Genomic DNA, 22,826 nt, shown 5'->3' with positions numbered 1-22,826 from the left:
GTACGGAGGTGACAAATGGCCGCATATGCGCTTGAAGCCGAAGGCATCAGCAAGTTTTTTCCGGGCGTAAAAGCATTAAGTAATGTCTCTTTACGCGTGAAGGCTGGAACAGTCCATGCGCTGATGGGCGAAAATGGCGCGGGTAAATCCACTTTAATGAAATGCCTCATCGGGATTTACCGTCCCGATGACGGTGTTATCAAGGTTAAAGGGGAGCCGGTGCAGTTTCAGGATACGATGGATGCGCTGCGTTCAGGTATCTCGATGATCCATCAGGAGTTGAACTTAGTTCCTCATATGACCGTGGCCGAAAATATCTGGCTGGGTCGCGAACCGATGAAGTTTGGCTTTGTGGATCACGGCAAGCTGAACAGCCTGACCAAAGCGCTGTTGAGCAAGCTGAATATTCGTCTGTCACCTGAAAAGATGGTGGGGGATTTAAGTATCGCCTCTCAGCAGATGGTGGAAATTGCCAAAGCGGTTTCGTGGAATGCGGATGTGGTGATCATGGACGAACCGACGTCTGCGCTGACTGAAACAGAAGTGACCCACCTGTTTGCCATCATTCGTGACCTGCGTGAGCAGGGTAAAGCGATCATCTATATCAGCCACAAGATGGATGAAATCTTTGCCATTACCGATGAAGTCAGCGTATTTCGCGACGGGGCATGGGTTGGCAGCGACAGCACCGCCAGTTACTCACGCCAGTCGCTGATTACTCAGATGGTGGGCCGTGAGCTGACGCAGCTGTTCCCGAAATTTAATAACGACATTGGGCAGGACGTGCTGACGGTGCGCTCGTTGTACCGCAAGGATGTGTTCCATGACATTAATTTCAGCGTCCGGCGCGGCGAAATCCTGGGCGTGGCGGGGCTGGTTGGGGCTGGCCGCAGTGAGGTCATGGAAAGCCTGTTTGGCATGACCAGCATCGACGGTGGAGAAATTCTGATCGATGGCGTGCCGGTGAAGATTGACTCCCCCTCAACGGCGATCGAAAAGGGTCTGGCGTTTCTTACCGAGGATCGCAAAAAGTCCGGGCTGTTTCTGGTGCTGTCGGTGATGGAAAACATGAGCATCGTCAATATGCCGGAATACAGCAGCAAAGGCGGTTTCGTCAGCCATGTGCAGATGGCAAAGGATTGCATGGAGCAGATCCGGCGGCTGAACATTAAAACGCCGACCATGGACCAAATCATCAATAACCTGAGTGGTGGGAACCAGCAGAAGGTACTGATTGCACGCTGGCTGCTGGGGCAGCCAAAAGTCCTGATCCTCGATGAACCAACACGCGGCATTGATGTGGGCGCCAAGGCGGAAATCTATCGCCTGATAAGCGAACTGGCGAACCGGGGCGTGGCCATCATCATGGTCTCTTCTGAACTGCCTGAAATTCTGGGCATGAGTGACCGGGTCATGGTGATGCACGGCGGTCGTATCACCGGCATCCTCGATAAAGAAGAGGCTGACCAGGAAACCATTCTGTCGTTGGCGTCCGAATAAGGACGAAAGGTAACCCTATGAGTGACGTAAAAATGAGTACTCAACAGCCAGCATCCTCGCCCTCGTTCTTCGGCAACCTGAAAAACAAGCTGCCTAAAGACACCGGTATATTCATTGTCATGGTCGGCATCGCGCTGATCTTTGAAATCTTCGGTTGGTATGTCCGCGATCAGTCATTCCTGATGAACCCTAATCGTCTGGTGCTGATCGTCCTGCAGGTGGCAATTATCGGGATTATTGCCGTGGGGGTGACGCAGGTCATTATCACCACGGGGATTGACCTTTCATCCGGTTCGGTCATTGCGCTGACGGCGGTGGTGGCGGCCAGCCTGGCGCAGACCTCAGACAGCCTGTCACCGATGTATCCTTCACTGGTGAACATGCCGGCGGTGGTGCCGATAGTGGCCGGGATCGGGGTGGGTTTCCTGGCCGGGGTTATCAACGGCGTGTTAATCACCCGCACCGGCATTCCTCCTTTTATTGCCACGCTGGGAATGATGGTTTCTGCCCGTGGCCTGGCACAGTATTACACTCAGGGTAACCCCATCAGCTTCCTCTCCGACGGCTTCACCGCCATTGGCCAGGGCGCGATGCCGGTCATTATCTTCCTGGTAGTGGCGGTGATCTTCCATATCGCTCTGAAGCACACCCGCTATGGGAAATATGTGTACGCCATCGGCGGCAACATGACCTCGGCGAAAGTCTCCGGGATCAACGTTAACAAATACCTGATCATCGTTTACACCATTGCTGGCGGCCTTTCTGGCCTGGCGGGTGTGGTACTGGCAGCGCGAGTCAGTAGCGGCCAGTCCAGTATGGGGATGTCTTACGAGCTGGATGCGATTGCTGCTGCGGTTATCGGTGGCAGTAGCCTGATGGGCGGAGTGGGGCGCATCACCGGGACGTTGATCGGCGCTGTGATTCTGGGTTTGATCAAAAGTGGCTTCACCTTTGTTGGTGTGGATGCCTACGTTCAGGACATCATCAAGGGCATAATTATCGTCGCGGCTGTCTCTATCGATATGTACCGCAACCGTAAAAAACGCTGAGGCTCCGCCTCTCGATGCGGGCCGGGAAACGTCTTCCCCGGCCCGTTTTCACTGTTGTGGTATCGCTTCCATGCACAGCCACACAGCATTTTTTGCACCATTCCAGTGCGCCCAGCCTGCCTGTCAGACCCGCTGTAAGATGAAAATTTATGATTAACCCTTTAGGGGTAATCAGATTCTCTTATTTTACCGCCTGTTAGCCATAAGCCGTGGCTGATATCCCGCCTTTAAAAATTTCTGGCACGACGCTTGCAATTATCCCTGTGCATCAGAGTGAATACTTATTTCTCATCGCCAGTGACAATGGCACCCGGGGATCCGTGACGGAGGCAACATGAACTTAAGACGACTAAAATATTTCGTAAAAATCGTCGATATCGGCAGTCTGACTCAGGCAGCAGAAGTCCTGCATATTGCACAACCGGCACTCAGCCAGCAGGTTGCTACGCTGGAGAACGAGTTGGACCAGCAATTGTTGATCCGCACCAAGCGGGGCGTGACGCCAACCGAAGCCGGGAAGATCCTTTATGCCCATGCCCGTACCATTTTGCGCCAGTGTGAACAGGCTCAAACGGCGGTGATTAATGCCGGACAGGCGCTGAACGGACAGGTCTCAATTGGCCTGGCACCGGGCACCGCAGCCTCGTCCCTGACCATGCCATTACTGCAAACCGTGCGTGAGCAGTTCCCCGACGTGCTGGTCTATCTGCATGAAAACAGCGGCGCTTCATTAAACGAAAAAGTGATGAATGGCCAGCTTGACATAGCGGTTCTCTACGATCGTGCACCCACGGCTGGCATCACCAGTATGCCGCTGATGAAAGAAGAACTTTATCTGGTGGGTGCAACCCACTGTCCCGGCCAGAGTGTTGACCTGACCGATGTGGCACTGATGAACCTCTTCCTGCCACGCGACTACAGCGCCGTACGCAAACGCGTTGATGAAGCTTTCTCTCTGCGCCGTCTCAGCGCCCGTATCATCGGTGAAATTGAATCAATCGCCACGCTGACCGCCGCGGTGTCCAGCGGAATGGGCGTTACCGTCTTACCGGAATCAGCGGCCCGTTCGCTGGTGGCATCCACCAATGCCTGGATGGCGCGTATCACCAGCCCGACGCTGAATCTGCCGTTGTCGCTGAATGTTTCCGCGCGCCTGCCGCTGTCGCCTTCTGCTCAGGCGGTGAAAAACATTCTGCTGTCGCTGCTCAATAAGCCAGTAGTGGAAGACCGTGAATTGATGTTAGTGAGTTAATCCCTTGTGCCGGGCGCGCTCAAGCGCGCCTCACTCCTTAGTACTAAAAAGCATATTAAACCTTTTTTTATTATTTGTTGATATGGATTTGCATCCTTAACATGATGGAAACCAACAGATAACAGAGGGAGGTGGCGCGTGAATTTTCAGCAACTTAAAATTATCAGGGAAGCCGCACGCTGCGACTTTAATCTTACCGAAGTGGCTAATACGCTGTTCACCTCTCAATCTGGCGTCAGTCGCCATATACGGGATCTGGAAGATGAATTAGGGGTGGAGATTTTTATCCGCCGTGGCAAGCGTCTGCTGGGCATGACCGAGCCGGGGAAAGAGCTGCTGACCATTTCAGAACGAATTCTTGATGAAGCAGGCAAAGTCCGCCGTCTGGCCGATGTTTTTACTAACGAATCGACCGGCGTGCTGACTATCGCCACCACCCACACCCAAGCCCGTTACAGTCTGCCAAAAGTGATTAAAGCTTTTCGCGCGCTGTATCCCAACGTCCGGCTGGAACTTAACCAGGGATCGCCACAGGAGATCGTGACGATGCTGGCGGCGGGCGAGGCGGATATAGGAATTGCCAGTGAACAGGTCGTTAATAATCCGGCGCTTGCCGCTTTTCCCTGGTTCAGCTGGCATCATGCGCTGCTGGTCCCTAAAGGGCACGAGCTTGAGCAGCAGCAGCCGGTAAGCCTGGCCGCCTTAAGCCGTTACCCGCTGATCACTTACCGTCAGGGCATTACGGGACGTTCGCGTGTTGACCGCGCGTTTCAAACTGCCAGCCTGAAGCCGGATATCGTGCTGAGTGCTCAGGATTCCGACGTGGTCAAAACCTATGTGGAGCTTGGGCTGGGCGTGGGCGTGCTGGCAGATCAGGCGTGCCAGCTTGATGAGCACTCCGCTTTAACCCGCCTTGAAGCCAAACATCTGTTTGAATCCAATACAGTCTGGCTTGGGCTTAAACGTGGGCAACTGCAACGCAACTATGTCTGGCAATTCCTGGAACTTTGCAACGCTAACCTGTCGCTGGAAGAGATCAAACGTCAGGCCCTGTCGGTGACTATAGAAGAGCCGGCGATCGATTTTCAAATCTGAACGGCGGATTTTGTTTGCTGACAAAGCCTGGTCCCAGAGGGGGAGGGACTCCCCCGTACTGAAGATTCAGGCTATTAAAATGGGCGTGCGCATCAAAGCTCACCACACAGGCATCATGAATCCAGGTATTGGGTGGTTGAGGGCTTAAGGGAGTGATGAGGTGAGTGATACCAGTAGGGGATAGCCGGGGGATAATGCTTAATCAGTTCCGCCATTTTCAGCACGGGTTTGATAAATTCCGATCCCTGCCTGTCTTTGATCAGCCGTAGCGAATGACCCAGCAGGGAGGCCACACATCGGGCTTTTAAATCAGCTCTTTGTTCGTGACAGAGCCACCCTGTCAGCGGTGTCAGCACAAAAGCTAAAACATCATCCGGACTGTAACGGGTATAGAGTTTCCACAGATAACGGGCCCGGGTTTCATCCGTGCCGAACTGAAGATGGATGATAAATTCCTGTCGGCGCAGTTCCCATCCGCTGGGGCGGTACTCCCAGGGATGGTTAAGAAGCGTACGGATTTCACTGAGCGTATCACCGGACGAAGTAAGAGCACGGATAACCCTGATTTGCGCGATTTGTGACTCGCTGTAACCTTTCGCGCAGGGTGGTTTAATGAGTGCGGCAGTTTGCCAGGAGGTGAGGGTGGCCGGCAGAATACCAGCCATACGGCAGACGGTTGATGCGGATGTAAACAAAGCAGAACTCTCCATAAGTCAAATTATGGTGCTGAGACTGCCTTAATGCCGCTCAAATAAAATTGATATAGCTCAAAAAAGATTACTCACGGTGATTTACTAATGTCAATTAAGAATAATCTTAAGGTGGGACCCTGGTAATCTGAGGCCAACCAGCTCTGAGCTGTTTGCCAGTCATTTTCGCACTTTCGTGCTGCCAAAACCCTTTCTATACCGTTCTGTCCACAGCCTTTCCACTTTTTCTGTGGATAACTTTGGCTCAGGGAAGCGCCGGAAATACCGTCTCTGACTAAAAGTGCCAGAATCGGGCGTCTGATAAACTTCTGACGACATGTCTTCTACATTTTCTTTCGCCATTATACGTGCATCGCCAGGCTCGAGCGCAGAATTATTCTGCAAAATTCGGGGCATCCTTCTATGGGAAACAGGAGGGTTTGGCAGGCTTTGCAGGCTCGAAAAACTGATATGAACCATCACGTCGGGCTTTCGCCTGGTACATCGCTTTATCGGCGTGTTCAAATAACATTTTGGCCGATGCCGTCCCAAATCGTGCGAGGCTGATACCAATCGCCGCCCCGATCCGGACCTCCATATTATTGAAAGCAAAGGGCTCCTCCAGGCTGTCAATCAGGCGCTGGGCGATGCTGGACGCCGCTTTGCGATTGCTGCACTTCGCTGCTACCACAAACTCGTCTCCCCCCAGGCGTGCCACCGAGTCGCCCGGACGCATGCAGCGTTGTAGCCGCTCGCTTACCTGCTGTAGCAGGGCATCCCCGGCCGCGTGTCCCATCGAATCATTGACTGCCTTGAACCCATTCAGATCGATAAACAGCACGGTGGTGAACGCCATATCTTCATCCTGTGAGAGCATGCAGCCCACCCGGTCGTTGATCCAGGCCCGGTTAGGTAAACCGGTCAGGGTATCGTGGGTTGCCAGTTTCTCGAGCTTGCGGATCTTTTCCTTGTCACGCGTAATGTCGCGAGAAATCAGCACTGCACCGATGTTGATACCTGTGGAAGGATCGCTGACGCTACAGGCCTTGGTGCCAAGCGTAATGTAGTGGCCATCGCGATGCAGCTTGCGCACCTCAACGACGTCCGGCTGCGCGCCACCATTGAACAGATGTGTCAGTACCTCCGTGGCGGGCGCACGGTCGTCCGGATGCAGGAAATCTACCACCGGTTGGCCTGTCATCTCATCGGCTGACCAGCCGATCATTTTGCTGTAAGAAGGCGAGATCGAAACGTATCTGCCGTCCGAGTCGCAATGGGCGATCAGATCGGTGCTGTTTTCAATTAACAGACGGTATTCCGCTGCCTTGCGCAGCGCGTCTTCAAGGGCTTTGCGCTGCCCGGTAATATCAAGAATGAAGCCGCTGTACTGCAGGCGGGGAGCATCAGGCTGGGGATCCGGCAGGCCTGAAACAATCACACGGCGGGTCGTCCCGTCCAGACAATGGATCGGCACTTCGAGATGAAAAGGGGTGACGAATTCTAACGCCGCAGTAAGTTGCAGCGCGATCTTCGCATCATCATCAGCCTGTGCGAGTTTCAGCCATGCACCCAGCGTTACGCCTTTAAGTGCGGGGATCAGGCCTGCCGGGCTTTCCTGACTGGCGATACATATGCCCTGGGCGTCCATGGACCAAACGGCAGAAAGAGTAGGTTTGATCACAGTGTTCATGGTGGTCGGATCCGTTGTTTGCTGACGATACTGAACAAGTCCGATACTGATCGTTACAGACCGCCTGACCGCCGTAATTGCCGCCCCAGAATCCGGGAGAGGCTTCAGAGGTGTTCAGTTACGCGAATGTCAGTGATGAGCGGTGGCTGATGCTGCAGCCTGTTCAGCAGCCGTTTCTGCGGTGTCATTTTGTCCACAGAAATGCGCGGGGAATTATCTGTGACGAGTTCAGGTTCAGAAGTATTCATCGGTATTTATCGGCTGGTTTGCCCATAACCTTTAATGAAACCTGCATTACACCACCGATCCGGACCTGGCAATCCCTGCCAATTGTGATTTGTCGTGCGTTTATTGTACAGGACTATTACATGTGCCTGACTGCCCACCCGCCGCAAACCGGGAGATCTGCTGGCCATAATTGCGTACTCATTCAACGGTTCCGGTTTTCCCGATGGGGCATTCAGACAGAATATGTAGCGGAGTTTTAACGTTCTTCACTCTTCATAGAGATGATTTTTAAACGTGAGGGCAGCGCCCGCTCTATCTTCTGCCGGTGAAAGGGGGTGAGCTTACGCCATTCGCGTGCTTCCTGAAGCGTCCGGCCACAGCCCTGACACCACCCTTTGGCGTTACTGAAGATGCAGACATCGGTACAAGGTGACTTAACGGACATTATTGCTCCTGATATGAAATTTGATAATGAGGTTCTGAAATTGCTGTCGACCGTCATAGCCATGTAAAAGGGGCGGCTGAGTCCCCAAAAAATTTATAACTGTATTCATCTGGATACGGGGTATTACGGCGCTCTTATTTCAGGCGTACTGAATGTTCATGTAGCCCTGTTCGGTTCGGTTAATCATCGCATCTACCTGCCACGTTGAATGGATCAGTTCCGGAGTCAATACGGCATCAGGTTCCCCTGTTGCCACGACCTTACCTTCACGCAGCACGACCAGATGATGGCAATATTTCGCGGCGAGGTTCAAATCGTGCAGGGCCACTATTACCGTCACCGGCAGCGATGAAATAATGCGCATTAACTCCAGCTGAAACTGTATATCCAGATGGTTGATGGGTTCATCCAGCAGCAGGATATCGGGCTGCTGAGTCAGCGCGCGGGCTATCTGACACCGCTGACGCTCACCGCCTGATAACCGTTGCCACGGTCTGTCAGCCAGGGCATTAAGCTTCATCATGGCAAGCGCCTGCTGCACGGCCTCCTGATCTGAGTGCCGCCAGGGGCTGAATGCCCCCCGATATGGCGATCGCCCGAGGCGAACTATTTCTGCGACCGTCATCTCTGCCTCTGACTCCGTATGCTGCGGCACAAAAGCCAGCGTGCGGGAAAGCTGTTGCCGGCTCAGATTGTGGGTGGGCTTACCGCCAATCTTCATGCTCAGGTTGGCGCAAGGGAGAACACCCGCCATGGCGCGAATCAGCGTCGACTTACCCGATCCATTTGGGCCGAGCAAGCCTACCGTTTGCGCCCGCTGTGCGACAAAACTGATTTCAGATAATACGCTGCGGGCCTGAAGCGCCACGCTGAGCTTATTGACAATCACGTGCATTATTATTTCTCCCGGTTGCGGTAAAGAATGGCGGCAAAGACCGGTGCGCCGGCCAGGGCGGTTACCACCCCAATTGGCAGAACCTGATGGCTGATTAACGTGCGGGATAGCAGATCGGCAAGGATCATAAAATGGCATCCGGCGAGAAAAGTGACCGGGATACTGATCATATGACGATGCCCGACCATCATGCGTGTTATGTGCGGGATCACCAGCCCGACAAAACCAACGGCACCAATGGTACTGACGATTGATGCCGTCATCAGCGCGGTGACCAGCAGCAGGATAATACGCACCAGCAGGACCCGCGTACCCAGCGTCGCGGACACCTCGGCACCAAATGTGAAGGTATCCAGCGCGCGGGCATAACAGATGACCACCAGGAACCCGATGGCCGTTACGACAGTGCATAACAACGCATCGGGCCAGCGCACGCCGCTCAGGCTGCCCAGCAACCAGAACATCACGCTGCGGGACTGCTCGGCATTGGCCGCGGTGCTGACAATGTAGGATGTGAGCGCGTTAAAAAGCTGCGTACCGGCAATGCCGGCAAGAATGATGCGTGCAGTATTCTCCCGCATGCCCCCAGACAACAGGATAATCAGAACAAAAGCGACACAGGCACCGGTAAACGCGCCGACTCCGGTCGTGAGCGCGCCACCCCCGATGCCAAGCAGCATCACGCAGACGGCTCCGGTCGAGGCGCCCGCTGAAATTCCCAGCAGATAGGGGTCGGCAAGGGGATTACGTAAAAGCGATTGCAGCACAAGCCCGCACAACGCCAGACCACCACCACTGCTGGCCGCCATCAGCGCACGGCTCATACGGTACTGCCAGACAATTCCGGCTTCCACTGCAGGCAGATCGTAGTGCGTAATACCGAGACCATTGGTTATCGCCCGTGCTGTATTGGCAAAGGTGACGGGCATATCGCCCGTTGCAGAGGACAGCACCATCATCAGCGGCAGACTGGCCAGACAAACCAGCATTATCAGGCCTGTCTGCAAGTTAAAAGGAGAGCGGATTACCCTCACTGGTTTTCTATTGCGCCGATCTGCTTGCCGATAAGCTCAACGGCTTCGACATTACGCAGGGAAGGATTTAGCGACATGGCTGGAACCACCACTATCTGGCGTTTTTTGACGGCTGGCATGTCGCGGGTAACAGGATCGTTTATGAGGAACTCTTTTTTAACTGCAACATCATCAGCGGGGTAAAGCCTTCTGTCCATGCTGGCAATGACAATGATGTCTGGCTGAGACTGCACAATGTGTTCCCAGGTTACGGCTGGCCACTCTTCGGCAGAATCAATGATATTGGTCAGACCCAACACATTATTCACCCAGCCCGGCGCACCTTTGCTTCCAGCCACCCAGGGATCGCCTTTCAGGCGGGTACTGGAAAACCAGTAAACCACTTTTAAGGGATGTTGCTGGTGCGTTTTCACATTCTGGCTGGCCGCTGTAATACGTGCAGAGAGGTTTTGTTTCAGATCTTCACCACGGGCCGGCACGTTAAAAATAGTTGCCAGCGCTGAAATCTCATCAAAAATGACGTTGATGGAATAGGGGGCTGAGCGCGCACCGTCACCGTTTGATGCATCGGTGACCGATTTTTCCGTGCAGTCTGCCGGAGAAATCCAGGTTCGGATGCCAAGCTGTTCAAACTGCTGGCGCGTAGCAACCTCGCCCTTTGGCCCAACATGCCAGCTGTACTGAGCAAGAACCATTTCAGGTCTCAGGGCGGCTACAGCTTCAAAGCCGGGGGCATTTTCCGTCAGCCGCTTCAGTTTCTCTCCTTTTTGTTTTAACTCTGCAGGTAATGCTCCGAACCAGACCGAGGTACCCACAACTTTTGCTTCAAGCCCCAGTGCCAGCATGAGCTCTGTTTCATGCTGGCCTACAGTGACGACGCGCGCAGGTGCATGCCTGAACGTTTCCTCAACTCCGCAGTTTTTAACCGTCAGGGGATAGGGCGCAGCCTGTGCGGATAACAGGGGAAGCGACAGCACGGCAGAAATGGCCAAAATAACAGGAAGTTTCATTATTGGTGTTCATGTTGTTACGTTATAACATAACACAATAAGCGTTGAGCCTTTTCCTGTCAATGGCCGAACAGATTTGTCGGGTTATGGCCCTTTACTACCCTGTTCGCTATTGGCTTGCATACCCGGTTTTTTATACGTAGGGGTCTCCGTGCTGATATCTGCCGGGCTGGTCAGCCAGGTGCGACAGGGTCGGACCGTCACCGCTGCGGGTCCGGCAAAATGTCCAGAACCGTTTCTGAAGGGCGGCAGAGCTTCGTACCGAGCGGCGTCACCACCACCGGGCGGTTAATGAGGATGGGATGGTCCAGCATGGCATCCAGCAGCTCGTCATCACTGCACCGCTCTTCCGCCAGACCCAGCTGCTCATACGGCACGGTATTTTTGCGCAGCAGGGCGCGCACGCCGATCCCCATGTCCGCAATCAGTTTTTTCAGCTCGTCGCGAGCCGGTGGCGTCTCCAGATACAGAATAACAGTGGGTTCGGTGCCGCTGTTGCGGATAAGCGCCAGGGTATTACGGGACGTCCCGCAGGCCGGGTTGTGGTAAATGGTAATGTCAGTCATAAGCGGTTCTCCGGTAAGGGGCTGCACAGGCGCAGCTCCGGGGTTAAATTTAAACAGACAGGCGCAGCGCCAGCGCGGCCAGCGTCACAAAAAGCACTGGCAGGGTCATCACGATACCCACGCGGAAATAATAGCCCCAGCTGACGGTGATATTTTTCCGGGCCAGTACATGCAGCCACAGCAGGGTAGCGAGGCTGCCGATGGGGGTGATTTTCGGGCCAAGGTCGCAGCCAATGATGTTGGCGTAAATCATCGCCTCCTTCACCACGCCCTGAGCGGAACTGCCATCAATCGATAGTGCACCGACCAGCACGGTAGGCATGTTGTTCATCACCGAAGAAAGTGCCGCCGTCAGGAAGCCGGTGCCGAGCGTGGCAGCCCATATGCCGTGCTCTGCAAAGCGGTTCAGGGCGGCAGAAAGGTAATCCGTCAAACCGGCGTTGCGCAGGCCATAAACCACCAGGTACATACCCAGTGAGAAGATAACTATCTGCCAGGGCGCGCCTTTCAGTACCTTGCCGGTATCAATCACCTCTCCTTTCCGGGCAACCAGCCAGAGAACAAACGCCGCCACCGCTGCCACCAGGCTGACCGGTACGCCGAGCGGTTCGAGGGCGAAAAAGCCGACAAGCAGCAGGACCAGCACAACCCCGCCGGTTTTAAAGGTGCGCACATCGCGAATGGCCTCACGCGGTGCCCTCAGCTTCGCCAGATCGTAAGTAACCGGGATATCCCTGCGAAAAAACAGATGCAGCATGGTCAGAGTGGCTGCAACCGAGGCGAAATTGACCGGCACCATGACTGAAGCATACTCGCTGAAACCCAGTTTAAAAAAGTCAGCCGTGACGATATTCACCAGGTTTGAGACGATGAGTGGCAGGCTGGAGGTGTCAGCGATGAAGCCTGCCGCCATCACAAACGCCAGCGTGGCACCGGGGCTGAAGCCCAGCGCCAGCAGCATGGCAATAACGATCGGCGTCAGAATTAAAGCCGCGCCGTCATTGGCAAACAGTGCCGCCACCGCAGCCCCCAGCAGAACAATATACGTGAACAGCAGCCTGCCTTTACCGCCTCCCCAGCGGGAAACGTGCAGCGCGGCCCACTCAAAAAAGCCGGACTCATCCAGCAGCAGGCTGATGATAATGACAGCAATGAACGTGGCCGTGGCGTTCCAGACAATCTGCCAGACCACTGGAATATCCCCCATGTGTACCACCCCGGTAAGCAGCGCCAGAGCCGCACCGATAACGGCACTCCAGCCAATGCTCAGCCCTTTCGGCTGCCAGATCACCAGCACCAGGGTCAGGACGAAAATCGCACCCGCCAGAAACATACCTACTCCTTTTAACAGACAAACGCCCGGTAAACCGGACAGATAAAGATCAGACATAAAACACATTTGATAAATCGTATGTGTTACGGCAAATTTTTTAAATGCAGACTGGCTTGCCGCTGGTGGTTGCGTTATCACGTTCTGCCTGCTGGCTGAGCTGCAGAATATCATCCCGCTGGCAAAGGTAAGCCTGCTCAATGACCGCCGCTGCCCAGGCGGGCATGTGGGGTGACAGACGATAGTGGATCCATTTTCCATCACGCCTGTCGATGAGAAGGCCACTTTCTCTCAAAAGGGCCAGATGCCGGGAGATTTTTGGCTGTGTTTCTTTCAGGGTGGATGAAAGCTCACAGACGCAGAGCTCCCCTTTTTCACGCAACAACAACACCAGACTGAGCCGGGTTTCGTCAGACAAATTTTTGAAAAGTTGAAGGGGCAGTAGTTGCGGCATGATAATTCCTGAAAATGGGATTAAGACAAGCATCGTCTTTTGCAAACATTGAGTCAACAACGTATTCATAATTTCATATGTGTTTATCTGGAAGGCAGTGATTTTTTGGAGCCGAATGTTTGTGATACCGACACAGTTTAAAAGAGTGGCTCTGTTTCCCTTCAGGGTATCTCCTGTCCGCTGACACATCCTGCAAACCCGGTCCCTGTCAGCGTCATTACCACTTTGCGACAGGCTTCTTTGACACGCTGTGATGCAGCTTAGTTGAACTGATAAGTGTAAGAAATCAGGAAGCGTTTATCGGGATCGGCCAGATAGGTATTGTTATCCATCAGGAAAGTGAACAGGTTAAATGAGTTGTGTTTATTGAGTGAGTACCCCAACCCCAGCCCGCCGAAATAGCCTTTGTAATGCTCGCCATTGTCATTTTTCGAACCGTAAGAACCGGCTGCAAAGGCGATGACTCTCACATCAGGTGTAAGCGGTTTTAAGGTGAACAGGCCGAGATAGCCGCTGCTGCCGGAGGTGGTGATGGTGTCCAGACCCAGATCAGGAGACCCGGAAGCGATGATTTCCGGTGAAGGACATTTTGAGTTGCCGTCGGTTTTACAGCCCAGGGTTTCGCCGGTGTTATAGGTATACCCGGCCATAGGAAAGAGTTGAAAACCCGCAGGTTCGATACCGAAATAGCTTAATGGAATAAAAGTCCCGACCGAATAGTTAGTCTGGGACGCGCCATTAGTATATTCATTTTTTCCAAAGTTAAAATTGACAATACCCACAGGGAAAAGCCAGGAACCCCCTATACGCCACTCGCTGGCGTCGCTGTTGATACGGGCGTTGAGTTTTCGGGCCGCATCCAGCGCCACGGAACCCGAAAACGAGAGGTTGCTGTCATCAAGATCATAGTTATCTGACCAGGACGCGCCCACTTTGGTCGTGACTTTGGTTGGGTCATCATCCAGCTTCTCTTTCTCTCCTTTGACCTGACCAGATTGCGCAAGAACCTGGCCGGTCAGCAATAAAAGAAGGGAAAGCACATTTATTTTTTTCATCGCATGATCCTTATAACAAAAGGGCCGTTAACGCTGTTCAGTTAATTTGCGGACACTGCACCTCTTCGATAGATTCGCTGTAGGTTTTGCTGTCCTCCGCCCTTAATGCTGTAACTGCTTTAATAATCTGCGGCTCAGCGCTTTTAGTGTGCAGGAAGGTCGTTTTGATTTTTTCATCGGTGATGGCTTTATCAATCTGACAATGGCTGCGCAGATCATTAATGATTTTCTGTTGTCTCAGCGCAAAAGAGAGGTTGTCATAAGGGGACGCCACAGCGGAGGTGGTCATCAGCAATAAGAGCGTTGGCAGAATCGATTTTTTGCAGCTCATGGTTGACTCCTGTTGGTTGCCGGGAGGTTACTTAAGGGGAGGGATTTCGGTTGCCCGACACCGATCCGGGTCAAAGACCGTCTTCCAGTCTTTTTTCATATCGACTACAGTCCAGCCATATTTCCCCGCAAGCGTTAAGCCGTTCACTAACTTGCCGCTGGCAGGCGGATGGGCATCATAGGCATACTCGCGCTGGCTGTCGGTATGGTGTACCAGTAAGCCAAAGGTCTTGATGTCTGGACTGGCCGCCGTGTATTGCAGCATGGGCACATCCCCGTCACTGTTACCAAAAGCGGCCACTGGCCTGTGCCCCATAAAGAGATGGATCGCTACAGGCTTGGCAGCAGCATCATCGTAAAAGGCGCTGTTCATGGTTTTACGCAGCGTTGTGCCCTCTTCAGTCAGAGAGAACTCAGATAAAGAGAAGGAACCCACAACCTGTTCCGGCGGGATACCGTACATTTTCTCCGCCAGGACACGCATGAAATCGATGCCCCCACCGGAAATAATCCAGGTTTTAAAACCGTGGCTTCGCAGGTAACTCAGCAACTGGCGCATCGGCAAATAACCCATTTGATCGTACCGGCAGTCAAAGCGGGGGTCTTTGTGGCTGCTTACCCAGTCAGTGACGCGCTTATCAAACTCCTCTGTGGTCATATTGCTGTGGGTCAGGGCAATCAGCTTCATCAGGCCTTTTGTTCCTGAACCTGCGAGCGTTTTGAGGTCATTGTTCAGTGCCGCAGTGACCAGCGGATCTGTTTTCCATTCCGGATGTGACGGCGCAAGCCGCCTGATTTCATCCAGTGCAAATTGCAGCTGAAAAGTCACCGGCGCTTCCGGCCACAAGGTGCCGTCATTATCAAACACGACATAACGCTGCTTCTCCGGAATAAAGGCGCTGTCTCCGGGCGTTGTGGCATGTTCAACCCACTGTTCGATAGCCGTTTTAGCGGGTGTTTCATTCCAGGCTGACAGCGCGGTGTTTTCTGCCGCCTGGCAAGTACCCGCGCTGCATAACAGAGCCAAAGCACAGATTTCTACCTTCATCTCTTTTTCCTTTTCCTGGGGGAAAGTTCAGGCAGCGGCACAATGCGCCAGACCTGCAACCAACGTTGGATGACGAAACGCAAGGCACGCCACAACCGATGACGCAGCCACCAGGCAAGCAACGCCAGTACCATGATGACCGCTGAGAACAGGATTAAATGCCGTAGCGGATCGGGGCCTGCGGCGCGAAGTGCACTTTCGCTGCCCTCTGCTCTGGCAGGCGCGATGGTATAGGTGGCTGCGGGTAATGTCGCAAGCTGCCATTGCTGATGCCGGGTATCCCACCACCGGAGACGTACCTCCGGTAAGGTGAGTTTGCCGGGCTGAGCAGGCAGATAACGTAATCGCTCCACTCTCCGGGCACCTGTCACTTCATTCCGCCCGCTGGTCAGTAGGCTGTTAACCGGGGTCAGGCGTTGAGAGCCGGTGCCAGGAATTGAAAAAAGAATTTGGGGGATCTGTGCGGGGATCACATCATGAGCTTCCACCGTAATCTGCCGCTCGATAACGTCGCCGACATGCACAGTGGAGGAGCCTTCTGCACGCCAGATTTGCCATTTCTGTTGCAGGCTCAGCGCGCTGGCAGGCAGAAAACGGTCCGGCTGCTGAACATCAGCGGGCCATGTGACCTTTTGTTCAATAGCAGGCAGCGTGACGGTTTGTGGGGGCTGCCCGGCTGATTGAAGGGTGACGTCCATTGCCGGTAGCCGAAGCATACCTTTGTCCCAGGCCATCAGCTGCCGCTCCATTCTGATCCCACTCCAGCTTGTTTCTCCCTCAAGGCGGGAAACCAGCTGATTGGGAAGGGCCGTGGTGAGCAACGTCCCGTTTTCCACGCTCATCACAGGCCAGGCCGGGGGCGGGTTGAACCAGCTGTCGGTCCAGAAGGTGACCGCCACTCGCGCAGGCTGCCCGGGAACAAGATGATCCGGGGCTATCAGTTCGCGGGTCATCGTCATTGCCGCGCTGGCGAGACTGGAGAACAGCAAAAGCATCAGCAGAAAATGTCTCATTTTTCCTCCGCTGGCGCTGAATGATAGAGATTTTCCAGCAATCCACCGGGGGAGAGCGTCAGATTGTCATACCATTGATTGACCTGGGGGGAATCACCAGATTTCGCCTGCATAACCTGCTGCTTCGCACCCTGATCTTTACTGAGATCCTGCTTGATCTGGTCAGGATCGTAATTCATTTCATCGCTCTGAGAATCCTGACGGTCGCGCTCCTTTTTCCGCAGTTCTGACACGATTTGGGCGATTTTACTGCGGTTCTCCTTAGCCAGCGGCCAGTCAGGTCGCAGGCTAAGTGCCTGGTCATAGCTGGTGAGCGCCTGCTGCCATTTCTTTTGCTGCGCGTAACTGTTTCCGGTCCAGAGCAGCGCCTCTGGTGTGGCCGGTGCCTGTCTGAAAGCCGCGGTGGCAGCCACAAAATCCCCGGCGTTATACAGAGCAATGCCGCGCCAGAGTGGATCGGTGAAATGACTTGCTGCCTCTGCATATTCTCCCCGGTCAAAAGCCCGTTGCCCCTGTCTGTCCGGGCTGATAAATGCCTCCAGCCAGGCAGCGGAAGCAGGCGGGGTGAATGTCATCAAAGGAAGCGTAACAAGCAACAGAAAAATCATCTGTTGGCGCCAGACCAGCAGCAATACGAGCATCGGGATAATCAGCAGGTAGCCGCTGTTCTTCCAGTGCAGGTCGTTGCGGGAATTTTGCTGGGCAATCACCGACTGCTGAATGTTTTGCGTGATGGCGGGGAGGTCGCCATCATCGACGGTAGCAAGCGTCACGGGGATACCCTGTTGACGTAATTGTTCAAAGCGCGGCACGTTAAGGCGGGTATCTGTGCCACGGGCAGCCAGCGCTTCAGGCAATGCACCGCCACGGGCTGTGCCCGGCACCCAAAGTTGTAAAGGCAGTTTTTGTTCAGCCAGCCAGCGCGCATCCTCTGCGGTAAGATTATCGGCAACCAGCAGCAGGCTGTGCGGCACCTTGTCTGAGTCCGGCAGGTTTTTCATTGCCAGTGCCACGGCGGCCTGCAATCCGGAGCCTTCCCCTCCGGGGAGTTGCCCGGGCTGCTGGGCCTCCAGAAAAAGCCTGAAAAAGGCGGGGTCGTCCGTCATCGGTGTGGTTAAAAAAGCCCGGGTATTGTAGACCACCAGTCCCATATGGCTGCCGGGAAACGAGTTCAGCAGAGACGCTATTTTGAACTGCATGCGTTGATGACGATTAGGGGGCAAATCCTGGGCCAGCATCGCCGGGTCCTGTTGCAGAATGACCATGACCTGTGTCTGAGTTGTCATGCCTGCGGGCTGCTCTTTTTGCCAGCTGGGCCCGGCCAGGGCAATAAAGCCGAGGGCGAACAGCCACGGAAGCACCTGAAACAGCGAGCGCCGTTGCCCACGAATCAGCGCATCGGCCAGCGGTTTGGTCATGATGCGATGCCATGCGCTGCGGGAGCCTCTGGCGAGGAACCAGAGCAGGGGGCAAATCAGCAACGCCAACAGTCGCCAGGGATAGAGAAAATGAAAATCAGTCATGCTGTCCGCTCCCTGAAAATCCTTACCAGACTGAACGCTAACAGCAGTAGCATCGCCATCAGTAATGGCCAGTGGAACAGCGGCTGATGCCAGGAGAACCCGGTGGTTTTCACCTGCGCAGGCGTCATGGCATCTATCTGCTGCCAGACCTTCTCCAGGGCATTTCCAGACGTTGCCGCCTGCAGGGCTTCCCCGCCCGTGAGTTGGGCTATCTGTTTAAGCAGTGCGCCGTCGACTTTATCTTCGCCACTGCTGTTTTCATCACCAAAGGCGATGGTATGGACCTGCACATGGTGACTCGCCGCCAGCTGAGCGGCCAGCGTTGGCGAAAGCTGTGAGGCGGTGTCATTGCCATCGGTCAGCAGGATCGCCAGCTTGCTGGCATCCTTATCCAGGCTGCTGTCGAGCAACTTCACCGCCACGCCCAGCGCATCTCCTACGGCGGTTTGCTGCCCCGTCATACCGGGTGCCAGCTGATCGATACGCGTCAGAAGCGCCTGTTTGTCTTCACTTAATGGCGCAAAAGGCCAGGCGCTACTGGCGAAAATGACCAGTCCGATCCGGTCCGTTTTACGCTGCGTGACAAAAGCGCGTACTGAACGCTGGACGGCCTGTAGCCGGGTCATGCCATCCTGAGCATCGTTTTTATCCATCGAACCCGATACGTCCAGGATTAAAACCATGTTGCGCATTGGCTTGATGATTTGCTGGGGCGGCATCAGATACTCAGGCCGGGCAAGCGCACAGACCATCAGCGTCCAGCTCAGCCAGAATATCAGCCTGGCTGGCCAGCGCATTCCGGGTGGGGGCGTGTGCAGCTTAAGCTCCTCAGCCAGTTCCGGTAAAAAGGGCACCCGTACCTGTTCTTCCTGCTGGCGTTCTTTTGGCTGAATAAAACGGCTGCACAGCGGAAGCAGCAGAAGCAGCCATGCCAGCGGCCAGGCAAAGTCGATTCGGGTCAACAGGTCAGACATCTGGTAGCGTCTCCAGCCAGCGGGAGAGCTGCTGTTGCAGTCGCGCATTTTGCTGCTGTTCCAGCTGGTTGTCCGGTTGGCAGTAACGGCTGAGTAACGCCTGTCGCACGGGTTCATCCAGCGGCAATGTGGCCAGCAGCTCCCCGGCGCTGCTCAGCCTGCTTATCTCAGGACGCGAATGGTGCACCAGTAAAATCCGCTTAATGATGTCGAGCCAGCCATCCGCATTTTGCTCAAGCCGGATGCCGCGCCGGGCCTCACGCCGCCAGAGATTGCGACGCCAGCGGAGCAGACGCAAAAACAGAAAGAACAACAAGGCCGTTGCCAGCAGTGCGCCAAGCACGTACCAGCCCGGCGGCAAGGGAAACCAGGGGATCTCCGCAGGCAGGGCGGGAGTGTGCAGATCGGGAACGGAAAAGCCTTTAGCCAGCATTCAAAGCCCCTTTTGTAATTGCGACAGCAGATCTTCGCCAACCAGGATCTGATTGACCCTGATGCCCAGCCGGTTAAGCCTGTTTTCCTGACCGGCCAGCCTGGCTGTCACGCTGTCCTGAATACGGTTGCGCAACGCTGGCGAAAGAGAAAAAGTGGATTGCTGCTGTTGATACCAGGCTGCCAGTTGGCCCTGTGCAGGCAAACGTACGTGCAAATCGTCCAGCGTCACGAATGCACTGATTTCGCAGCGCCGGCGAAGCGTGGCCAGCAGTGCTTCACTGCGGGCGTCCAGGTCATGAAAGTCGCTGATCACTGCCAGCCAGCTGCCCGTGGGAATAGTGGTGCCGAGCCGTTGCAGGCTATCAGACAGCGAGACTTTCGCCGGGCTTTCCTGCCGGTAGCGTTCTGGTAACAGCTGATTGTAATGTTCAAGTCCGGACAACAGAGGAGTGAGGCTGGTTTTGGGAGAACGGCAGGGCGTCATTGTCATGGATTCATCGTTGAAAACCAGACCGCCCAGGCGATCGCCATCATGCCAGCTCCGCCAGGCCAGCAGGCCCGCAATCCTGGCTGCAACAACAGATTTACTCTGGCCACGGGTAGCGAAATACATATCCAGCCGTTGATCTACCAGCAGAAAAACGGGACGTTCGCGTTCTTCGTTATAAAGCCTGATCCAGGGAGAGCGCAGCCTGGCCGTGGCCTGCCAGTCAATCAGCCTGACATCGTCTCCCGGTTGATAGCGCCGCAGGCTGTCAAAGTTCAGCCCACGTCCCTGCTGGCGGGACACCCGCTCGCCGGCCATTGCACCAGGCGGCAGTTGTCCCGGTGGATTTTGCAGACGCCGGGCTTGCCCAGCCAGCGCCATCAGGGCTGCCCGATCGATGACTAAGGGGCTGTTCATCACGCCACCACGGCATCAAGCAACATTTGCACGGCCTGGTCAGCCGTGCAGTTATCCGCATTGGCCTGATAGCTCAACAGCAGGCGGTGACGTAACACCGCCGGAGCAACGCGCCGGATATCTTCTGGCAATACCGCATCACGGCCTTCAAGCCAGGCCAGCGCCCGTCCACAGCGGTCCAGAGCCAGCGTACCTCGAGGGCTGACGCCCAGGGTGATATAGCTGGCAAAAGTTTCACTAACCGAAGCGGGTTGGCGGGTCATCTCGACCAGGTTAACGATGTAATTCTCAATCGTTGGCGCAACATAAACACGGGCTATTTCCCGCCAGCAGCCTGCGATTTCAGCCTGGCTTAACTGAACGTTGGCTCTCGTTACAGTTTCCGCCTCTGGCTGTGCAGTCTGGTACTTAGCCTGTTGCTCTGCCCGCACAAGCTGCATAACTTTTTGCTCGTTCTCTTTCGAAGGATAAGAGACGAGGATCTTCATCAGAAAACGATCTAACTGGGCCTCAGGCAGAGGCCAGGTTCCTTCCTGATCGATGGGGTTTTGCGTAGCCAGTACCATAAAAACGCCGGGCAGCGGCCAGGTTTTCCCGGCAACGGTGACATGCCGCTCTTCCATGGCCTCCAGCAACGCCGACTGAACGCGGGCCGAGGCGCGGTTGATTTCATCCGCGAGAATAATATTTCCAAACACCGGACCCGGGCGAAAACGAAACTGGTCTTCTTCCCGCGTGGCATTTTGCTGATAAATCTCGCTGCCAGTAATATCTGATGGCAACAGATCGGGGGTGAACTGGATACGACAAAAATCGCCTTCAAGATGCTCAGCCAGTTCCCGTACGGCGCGGGTTTTTGCCAGCCCCGGCAATCCTTCGAGCAGCACATGCCCGTCACAAAGCAGCGCCACAATCAGCATTCTGACCAGTTCTTCCTGGCCCAACACCTGGCCATTCATGGCGGTTTCCAGCGCCAGCAGTTTTTCCCTGTTAGTCATAGCTGCTCCACGGGTTGACGTTGCAGAAGGGTAGCGATGCCAACCAGTATTGGCTGGGAATAACTGAAGAAGGCTTTAATGCCGGGGCAGAGATAGTTGAGGCCCGTTTCTCCTTCCTCACTGCGGACGATGCGATTTTTGGGGCATTCACCGTAGCAGAGCTTCAGATAAGGGCAGGTTTTGCAGGCCCTGGGCAAGGTTTCGCGTTTGCCATAACCAAAGGCTTTCTGTCGTTCAGAAAAAGCCAGATGGGCCAGTTTGGTTTGCCGGATATTTCCCAGTTGATATTCGGGATAGACGTAGTGGTCGCAGGAGTAGATATCACCATTTTTTTCAATGGCCAGACCCTTGCCACAGAACTCAGAGGTCACGCAAATCTGCGCGGGCATTCCCATAGTCTGCGCTACGGCCGTTTCGAAGAGGTTAACCTGCACACGACCCAGGTCGTTATTCACCCACTCCTCGAAAACAGCAATCAGAAAGGTGCCCCAGTCATCCGGATCTACCGACCAGTCGGTAACTATGGAATCCAGATCGCCGGGTTTTGCCCGCCGGGTACCGGTAACTGGAATGGTGTCGTCACGCCAGAATTGTGGCGCGGTACTTTTGAAATCCACCGGCTCTACGCAGGGGTTGAACTGGATATAGGTTGCCCCCAGCTCGCGCGTCAGGAAGCGATACACTTCCAGCGGAAATTTTGCGTTGGTGCGGTTGACGGTGACGAGCGCATTAAAAGGAACCTCATGGCGCTTAAGTGCCGCGACGCCCTTCATCACCATCTCAAAAGTGGGTTTGCCACTGCGTGTCACACGGTAACGGTCGTGAAGTTCAGCCGGCCCGTCAATTGAGAGGCCGACCAGAAAACGGTGCTCTTTAAGGAATCTGGCCCACTTGTCATTCAGTAATATGCCATTGGTCTGCAGATCGTTTTCAATTCGCTGGCCTGGCTTCTGGTAGCGCTTTTGCAGCGCAACGATTTTCTCAAAATAACCCAGTCCCATCAGCGTGGGCTCACCGCCCTGCCAGGAAAAGACCACCTGGTCCCCATCCTGACTGTCAATGTAATCGCGGATAAAGGTCTCAAGAACCTCATCGCTCATCCCGCTGTGATCCTGTTGCAGCAGCTGCTCTTTATGCAGGTAAAAACAGTAGTTACAGTCAATGTTGCAACGGGAGCCGGTGGGTTTGGCCATTACATGAAAACGGCGCTTATATTCAGGCCCTTTACCGTTGTACTTTTCTGCCGTGGGCAGTGCCTTCGCTGGAAGTGTCGTACTGTATTTCATGTCAGCCTCCGGAAACCGGGTGG

General features: G+C 54.6%; 23 protein-coding genes. 4 read left to right on the top strand and 19 right to left on the bottom strand.

What is annotated here, in order from left to right; translation table 11 throughout:
• Window positions 1-15 precede the first annotated feature (15 nt).
• The 4 genes from VRC33_RS14570 (at window position 16) to cbl (ending at window position 4,896) form a co-directional block, all read left to right on the top strand.
• Window positions 16-1,500, top strand: coding sequence for a sugar ABC transporter ATP-binding protein (locus VRC33_RS14570; protein WP_338557007.1), 1,485 nt, complete (start codon window positions 16-18; stop codon window positions 1,498-1,500).
• A gap of 17 nt (window positions 1,501-1,517) precedes the next feature.
• The gene (locus tag VRC33_RS14565) at window positions 1,518-2,549 is read left to right on the top strand and encodes an ABC transporter permease (protein WP_338557005.1); all 1,032 of its coding nucleotides are present in this window, start codon (window positions 1,518-1,520) and stop codon (window positions 2,547-2,549) included.
• Window positions 2,550-2,883: 334 nt separating this feature from the next.
• Window positions 2,884-3,801: a nitrogen assimilation transcriptional regulator NAC gene (gene nac / locus VRC33_RS14560; protein WP_338557003.1), complete on the top strand. Its 918-nt coding sequence runs from the start codon at window positions 2,884-2,886 to the stop codon at window positions 3,799-3,801.
• 138 nt (window positions 3,802-3,939) lie between these two features.
• Window positions 3,940-4,896: an HTH-type transcriptional regulator Cbl gene (cbl, locus tag VRC33_RS14555; RefSeq protein WP_338557001.1), complete on the top strand. Its 957-nt coding sequence runs from the start codon at window positions 3,940-3,942 to the stop codon at window positions 4,894-4,896.
• A gap of 113 nt (window positions 4,897-5,009) precedes the next feature.
• On the opposite strand, the gene VRC33_RS14550 is transcribed toward cbl, so the two are convergent.
• From VRC33_RS14550 to VRC33_RS14460, 19 genes are all read right to left on the bottom strand, one after another.
• Window positions 5,010-5,591: a MerR family transcriptional regulator gene (locus VRC33_RS14550; protein ID WP_338556999.1), complete on the bottom strand. Its 582-nt coding sequence runs from the start codon at window positions 5,589-5,591 to the stop codon at window positions 5,010-5,012.
• A gap of 415 nt (window positions 5,592-6,006) precedes the next feature.
• Window positions 6,007-7,275, bottom strand: a complete 1,269-nt coding sequence (locus tag VRC33_RS14545; RefSeq protein WP_338556997.1) for a diguanylate cyclase — start codon at window positions 7,273-7,275, stop codon at window positions 6,007-6,009.
• Window positions 7,276-7,759: 484 nt separating this feature from the next.
• The gene (locus tag VRC33_RS14540; protein WP_338556995.1) at window positions 7,760-7,948 is read right to left on the bottom strand and encodes a DUF1289 domain-containing protein; all 189 of its coding nucleotides are present in this window, start codon (window positions 7,946-7,948) and stop codon (window positions 7,760-7,762) included.
• A gap of 139 nt (window positions 7,949-8,087) precedes the next feature.
• On the bottom strand, window positions 8,088-8,843 hold the full coding sequence (locus VRC33_RS14535) for an ABC transporter ATP-binding protein (RefSeq protein WP_338556993.1): 756 nt from the start codon (window positions 8,841-8,843) through the stop codon (window positions 8,088-8,090).
• A gap of 2 nt (window positions 8,844-8,845) precedes the next feature.
• Entirely contained in the window at window positions 8,846-9,832 is a 987-nt protein-coding gene (locus VRC33_RS14530; protein WP_338556991.1) for an iron chelate uptake ABC transporter family permease subunit, read from the bottom strand.
• Window positions 9,833-9,873: 41 nt separating this feature from the next.
• The gene (locus VRC33_RS14525) at window positions 9,874-10,887 is read right to left on the bottom strand and encodes an ABC transporter substrate-binding protein (protein WP_338556989.1); all 1,014 of its coding nucleotides are present in this window, start codon (window positions 10,885-10,887) and stop codon (window positions 9,874-9,876) included.
• 200 nt (window positions 10,888-11,087) lie between these two features.
• Window positions 11,088-11,453 (bottom strand): arsenate reductase (glutaredoxin), encoded by a 366-nt coding sequence (arsC, locus tag VRC33_RS14520; protein WP_338556988.1) that lies wholly within the window; start codon window positions 11,451-11,453, stop codon window positions 11,088-11,090.
• Between the two features lie 49 nt (window positions 11,454-11,502).
• Window positions 11,503-12,786: an arsenic transporter gene (locus VRC33_RS14515; protein WP_338556986.1), complete on the bottom strand. Its 1,284-nt coding sequence runs from the start codon at window positions 12,784-12,786 to the stop codon at window positions 11,503-11,505.
• Window positions 12,787-12,883: 97 nt separating this feature from the next.
• The gene (locus VRC33_RS14510) at window positions 12,884-13,237 is read right to left on the bottom strand and encodes a metalloregulator ArsR/SmtB family transcription factor (protein WP_338556984.1); all 354 of its coding nucleotides are present in this window, start codon (window positions 13,235-13,237) and stop codon (window positions 12,884-12,886) included.
• A gap of 260 nt (window positions 13,238-13,497) precedes the next feature.
• Window positions 13,498-14,292: a hypothetical protein gene (locus VRC33_RS14505; RefSeq protein ID WP_338556982.1), complete on the bottom strand. Its 795-nt coding sequence runs from the start codon at window positions 14,290-14,292 to the stop codon at window positions 13,498-13,500.
• A gap of 37 nt (window positions 14,293-14,329) precedes the next feature.
• Entirely contained in the window at window positions 14,330-14,623 is a 294-nt protein-coding gene (locus tag VRC33_RS14500; RefSeq protein ID WP_338556981.1) for a YicS family protein, read from the bottom strand.
• 27 nt (window positions 14,624-14,650) lie between these two features.
• Entirely contained in the window at window positions 14,651-15,670 is a 1,020-nt protein-coding gene (locus VRC33_RS14495; RefSeq protein WP_338556979.1) for an HAD family hydrolase, read from the bottom strand.
• Window positions 15,667-16,683: an oxygen tolerance domain protein gene (locus VRC33_RS14490; protein WP_338576748.1), complete on the bottom strand. Its 1,017-nt coding sequence runs from the start codon at window positions 16,681-16,683 to the stop codon at window positions 15,667-15,669. Before VRC33_RS14490 ends, VRC33_RS14495 begins: the two co-directional genes overlap by 4 nt.
• Window positions 16,680-18,206, bottom strand: coding sequence for a tetratricopeptide repeat protein (locus VRC33_RS14485; protein ID WP_338556974.1), 1,527 nt, complete (start codon window positions 18,204-18,206; stop codon window positions 16,680-16,682). The genes VRC33_RS14490 and VRC33_RS14485 overlap by 4 nt, the downstream gene beginning before the upstream one ends.
• The gene (locus VRC33_RS14480) at window positions 18,203-19,180 is read right to left on the bottom strand and encodes a VWA domain-containing protein (protein WP_338556972.1); all 978 of its coding nucleotides are present in this window, start codon (window positions 19,178-19,180) and stop codon (window positions 18,203-18,205) included. Before VRC33_RS14480 ends, VRC33_RS14485 begins: the two co-directional genes overlap by 4 nt.
• Entirely contained in the window at window positions 19,173-19,613 is a 441-nt protein-coding gene (locus VRC33_RS14475) for a DUF4381 family protein (RefSeq protein ID WP_338556970.1), read from the bottom strand. Before VRC33_RS14475 ends, VRC33_RS14480 begins: the two co-directional genes overlap by 8 nt.
• On the bottom strand, window positions 19,614-20,519 hold the full coding sequence (locus VRC33_RS14470; RefSeq protein WP_338556968.1) for a DUF58 domain-containing protein: 906 nt from the start codon (window positions 20,517-20,519) through the stop codon (window positions 19,614-19,616).
• Window positions 20,519-21,517 (bottom strand): MoxR family ATPase, encoded by a 999-nt coding sequence (locus VRC33_RS14465; RefSeq protein WP_338556966.1) that lies wholly within the window; start codon window positions 21,515-21,517, stop codon window positions 20,519-20,521. The genes VRC33_RS14470 and VRC33_RS14465 overlap by 1 nt, the downstream gene beginning before the upstream one ends.
• Window positions 21,514-22,803: an anaerobic sulfatase maturase gene (locus VRC33_RS14460; RefSeq protein ID WP_338556964.1), complete on the bottom strand. Its 1,290-nt coding sequence runs from the start codon at window positions 22,801-22,803 to the stop codon at window positions 21,514-21,516. Before VRC33_RS14460 ends, VRC33_RS14465 begins: the two co-directional genes overlap by 4 nt.
• Window positions 22,804-22,826 lie beyond the last annotated feature (23 nt).

The sequence above is a fragment of the Erwinia sp. E_sp_B01_1 genome (genome assembly GCF_036865545.1).
Classification (GTDB): domain Bacteria; phylum Pseudomonadota; class Gammaproteobacteria; order Enterobacterales; family Enterobacteriaceae; genus Erwinia.
This window is presented reverse-complemented; position numbering and strand designations above follow the sequence as displayed.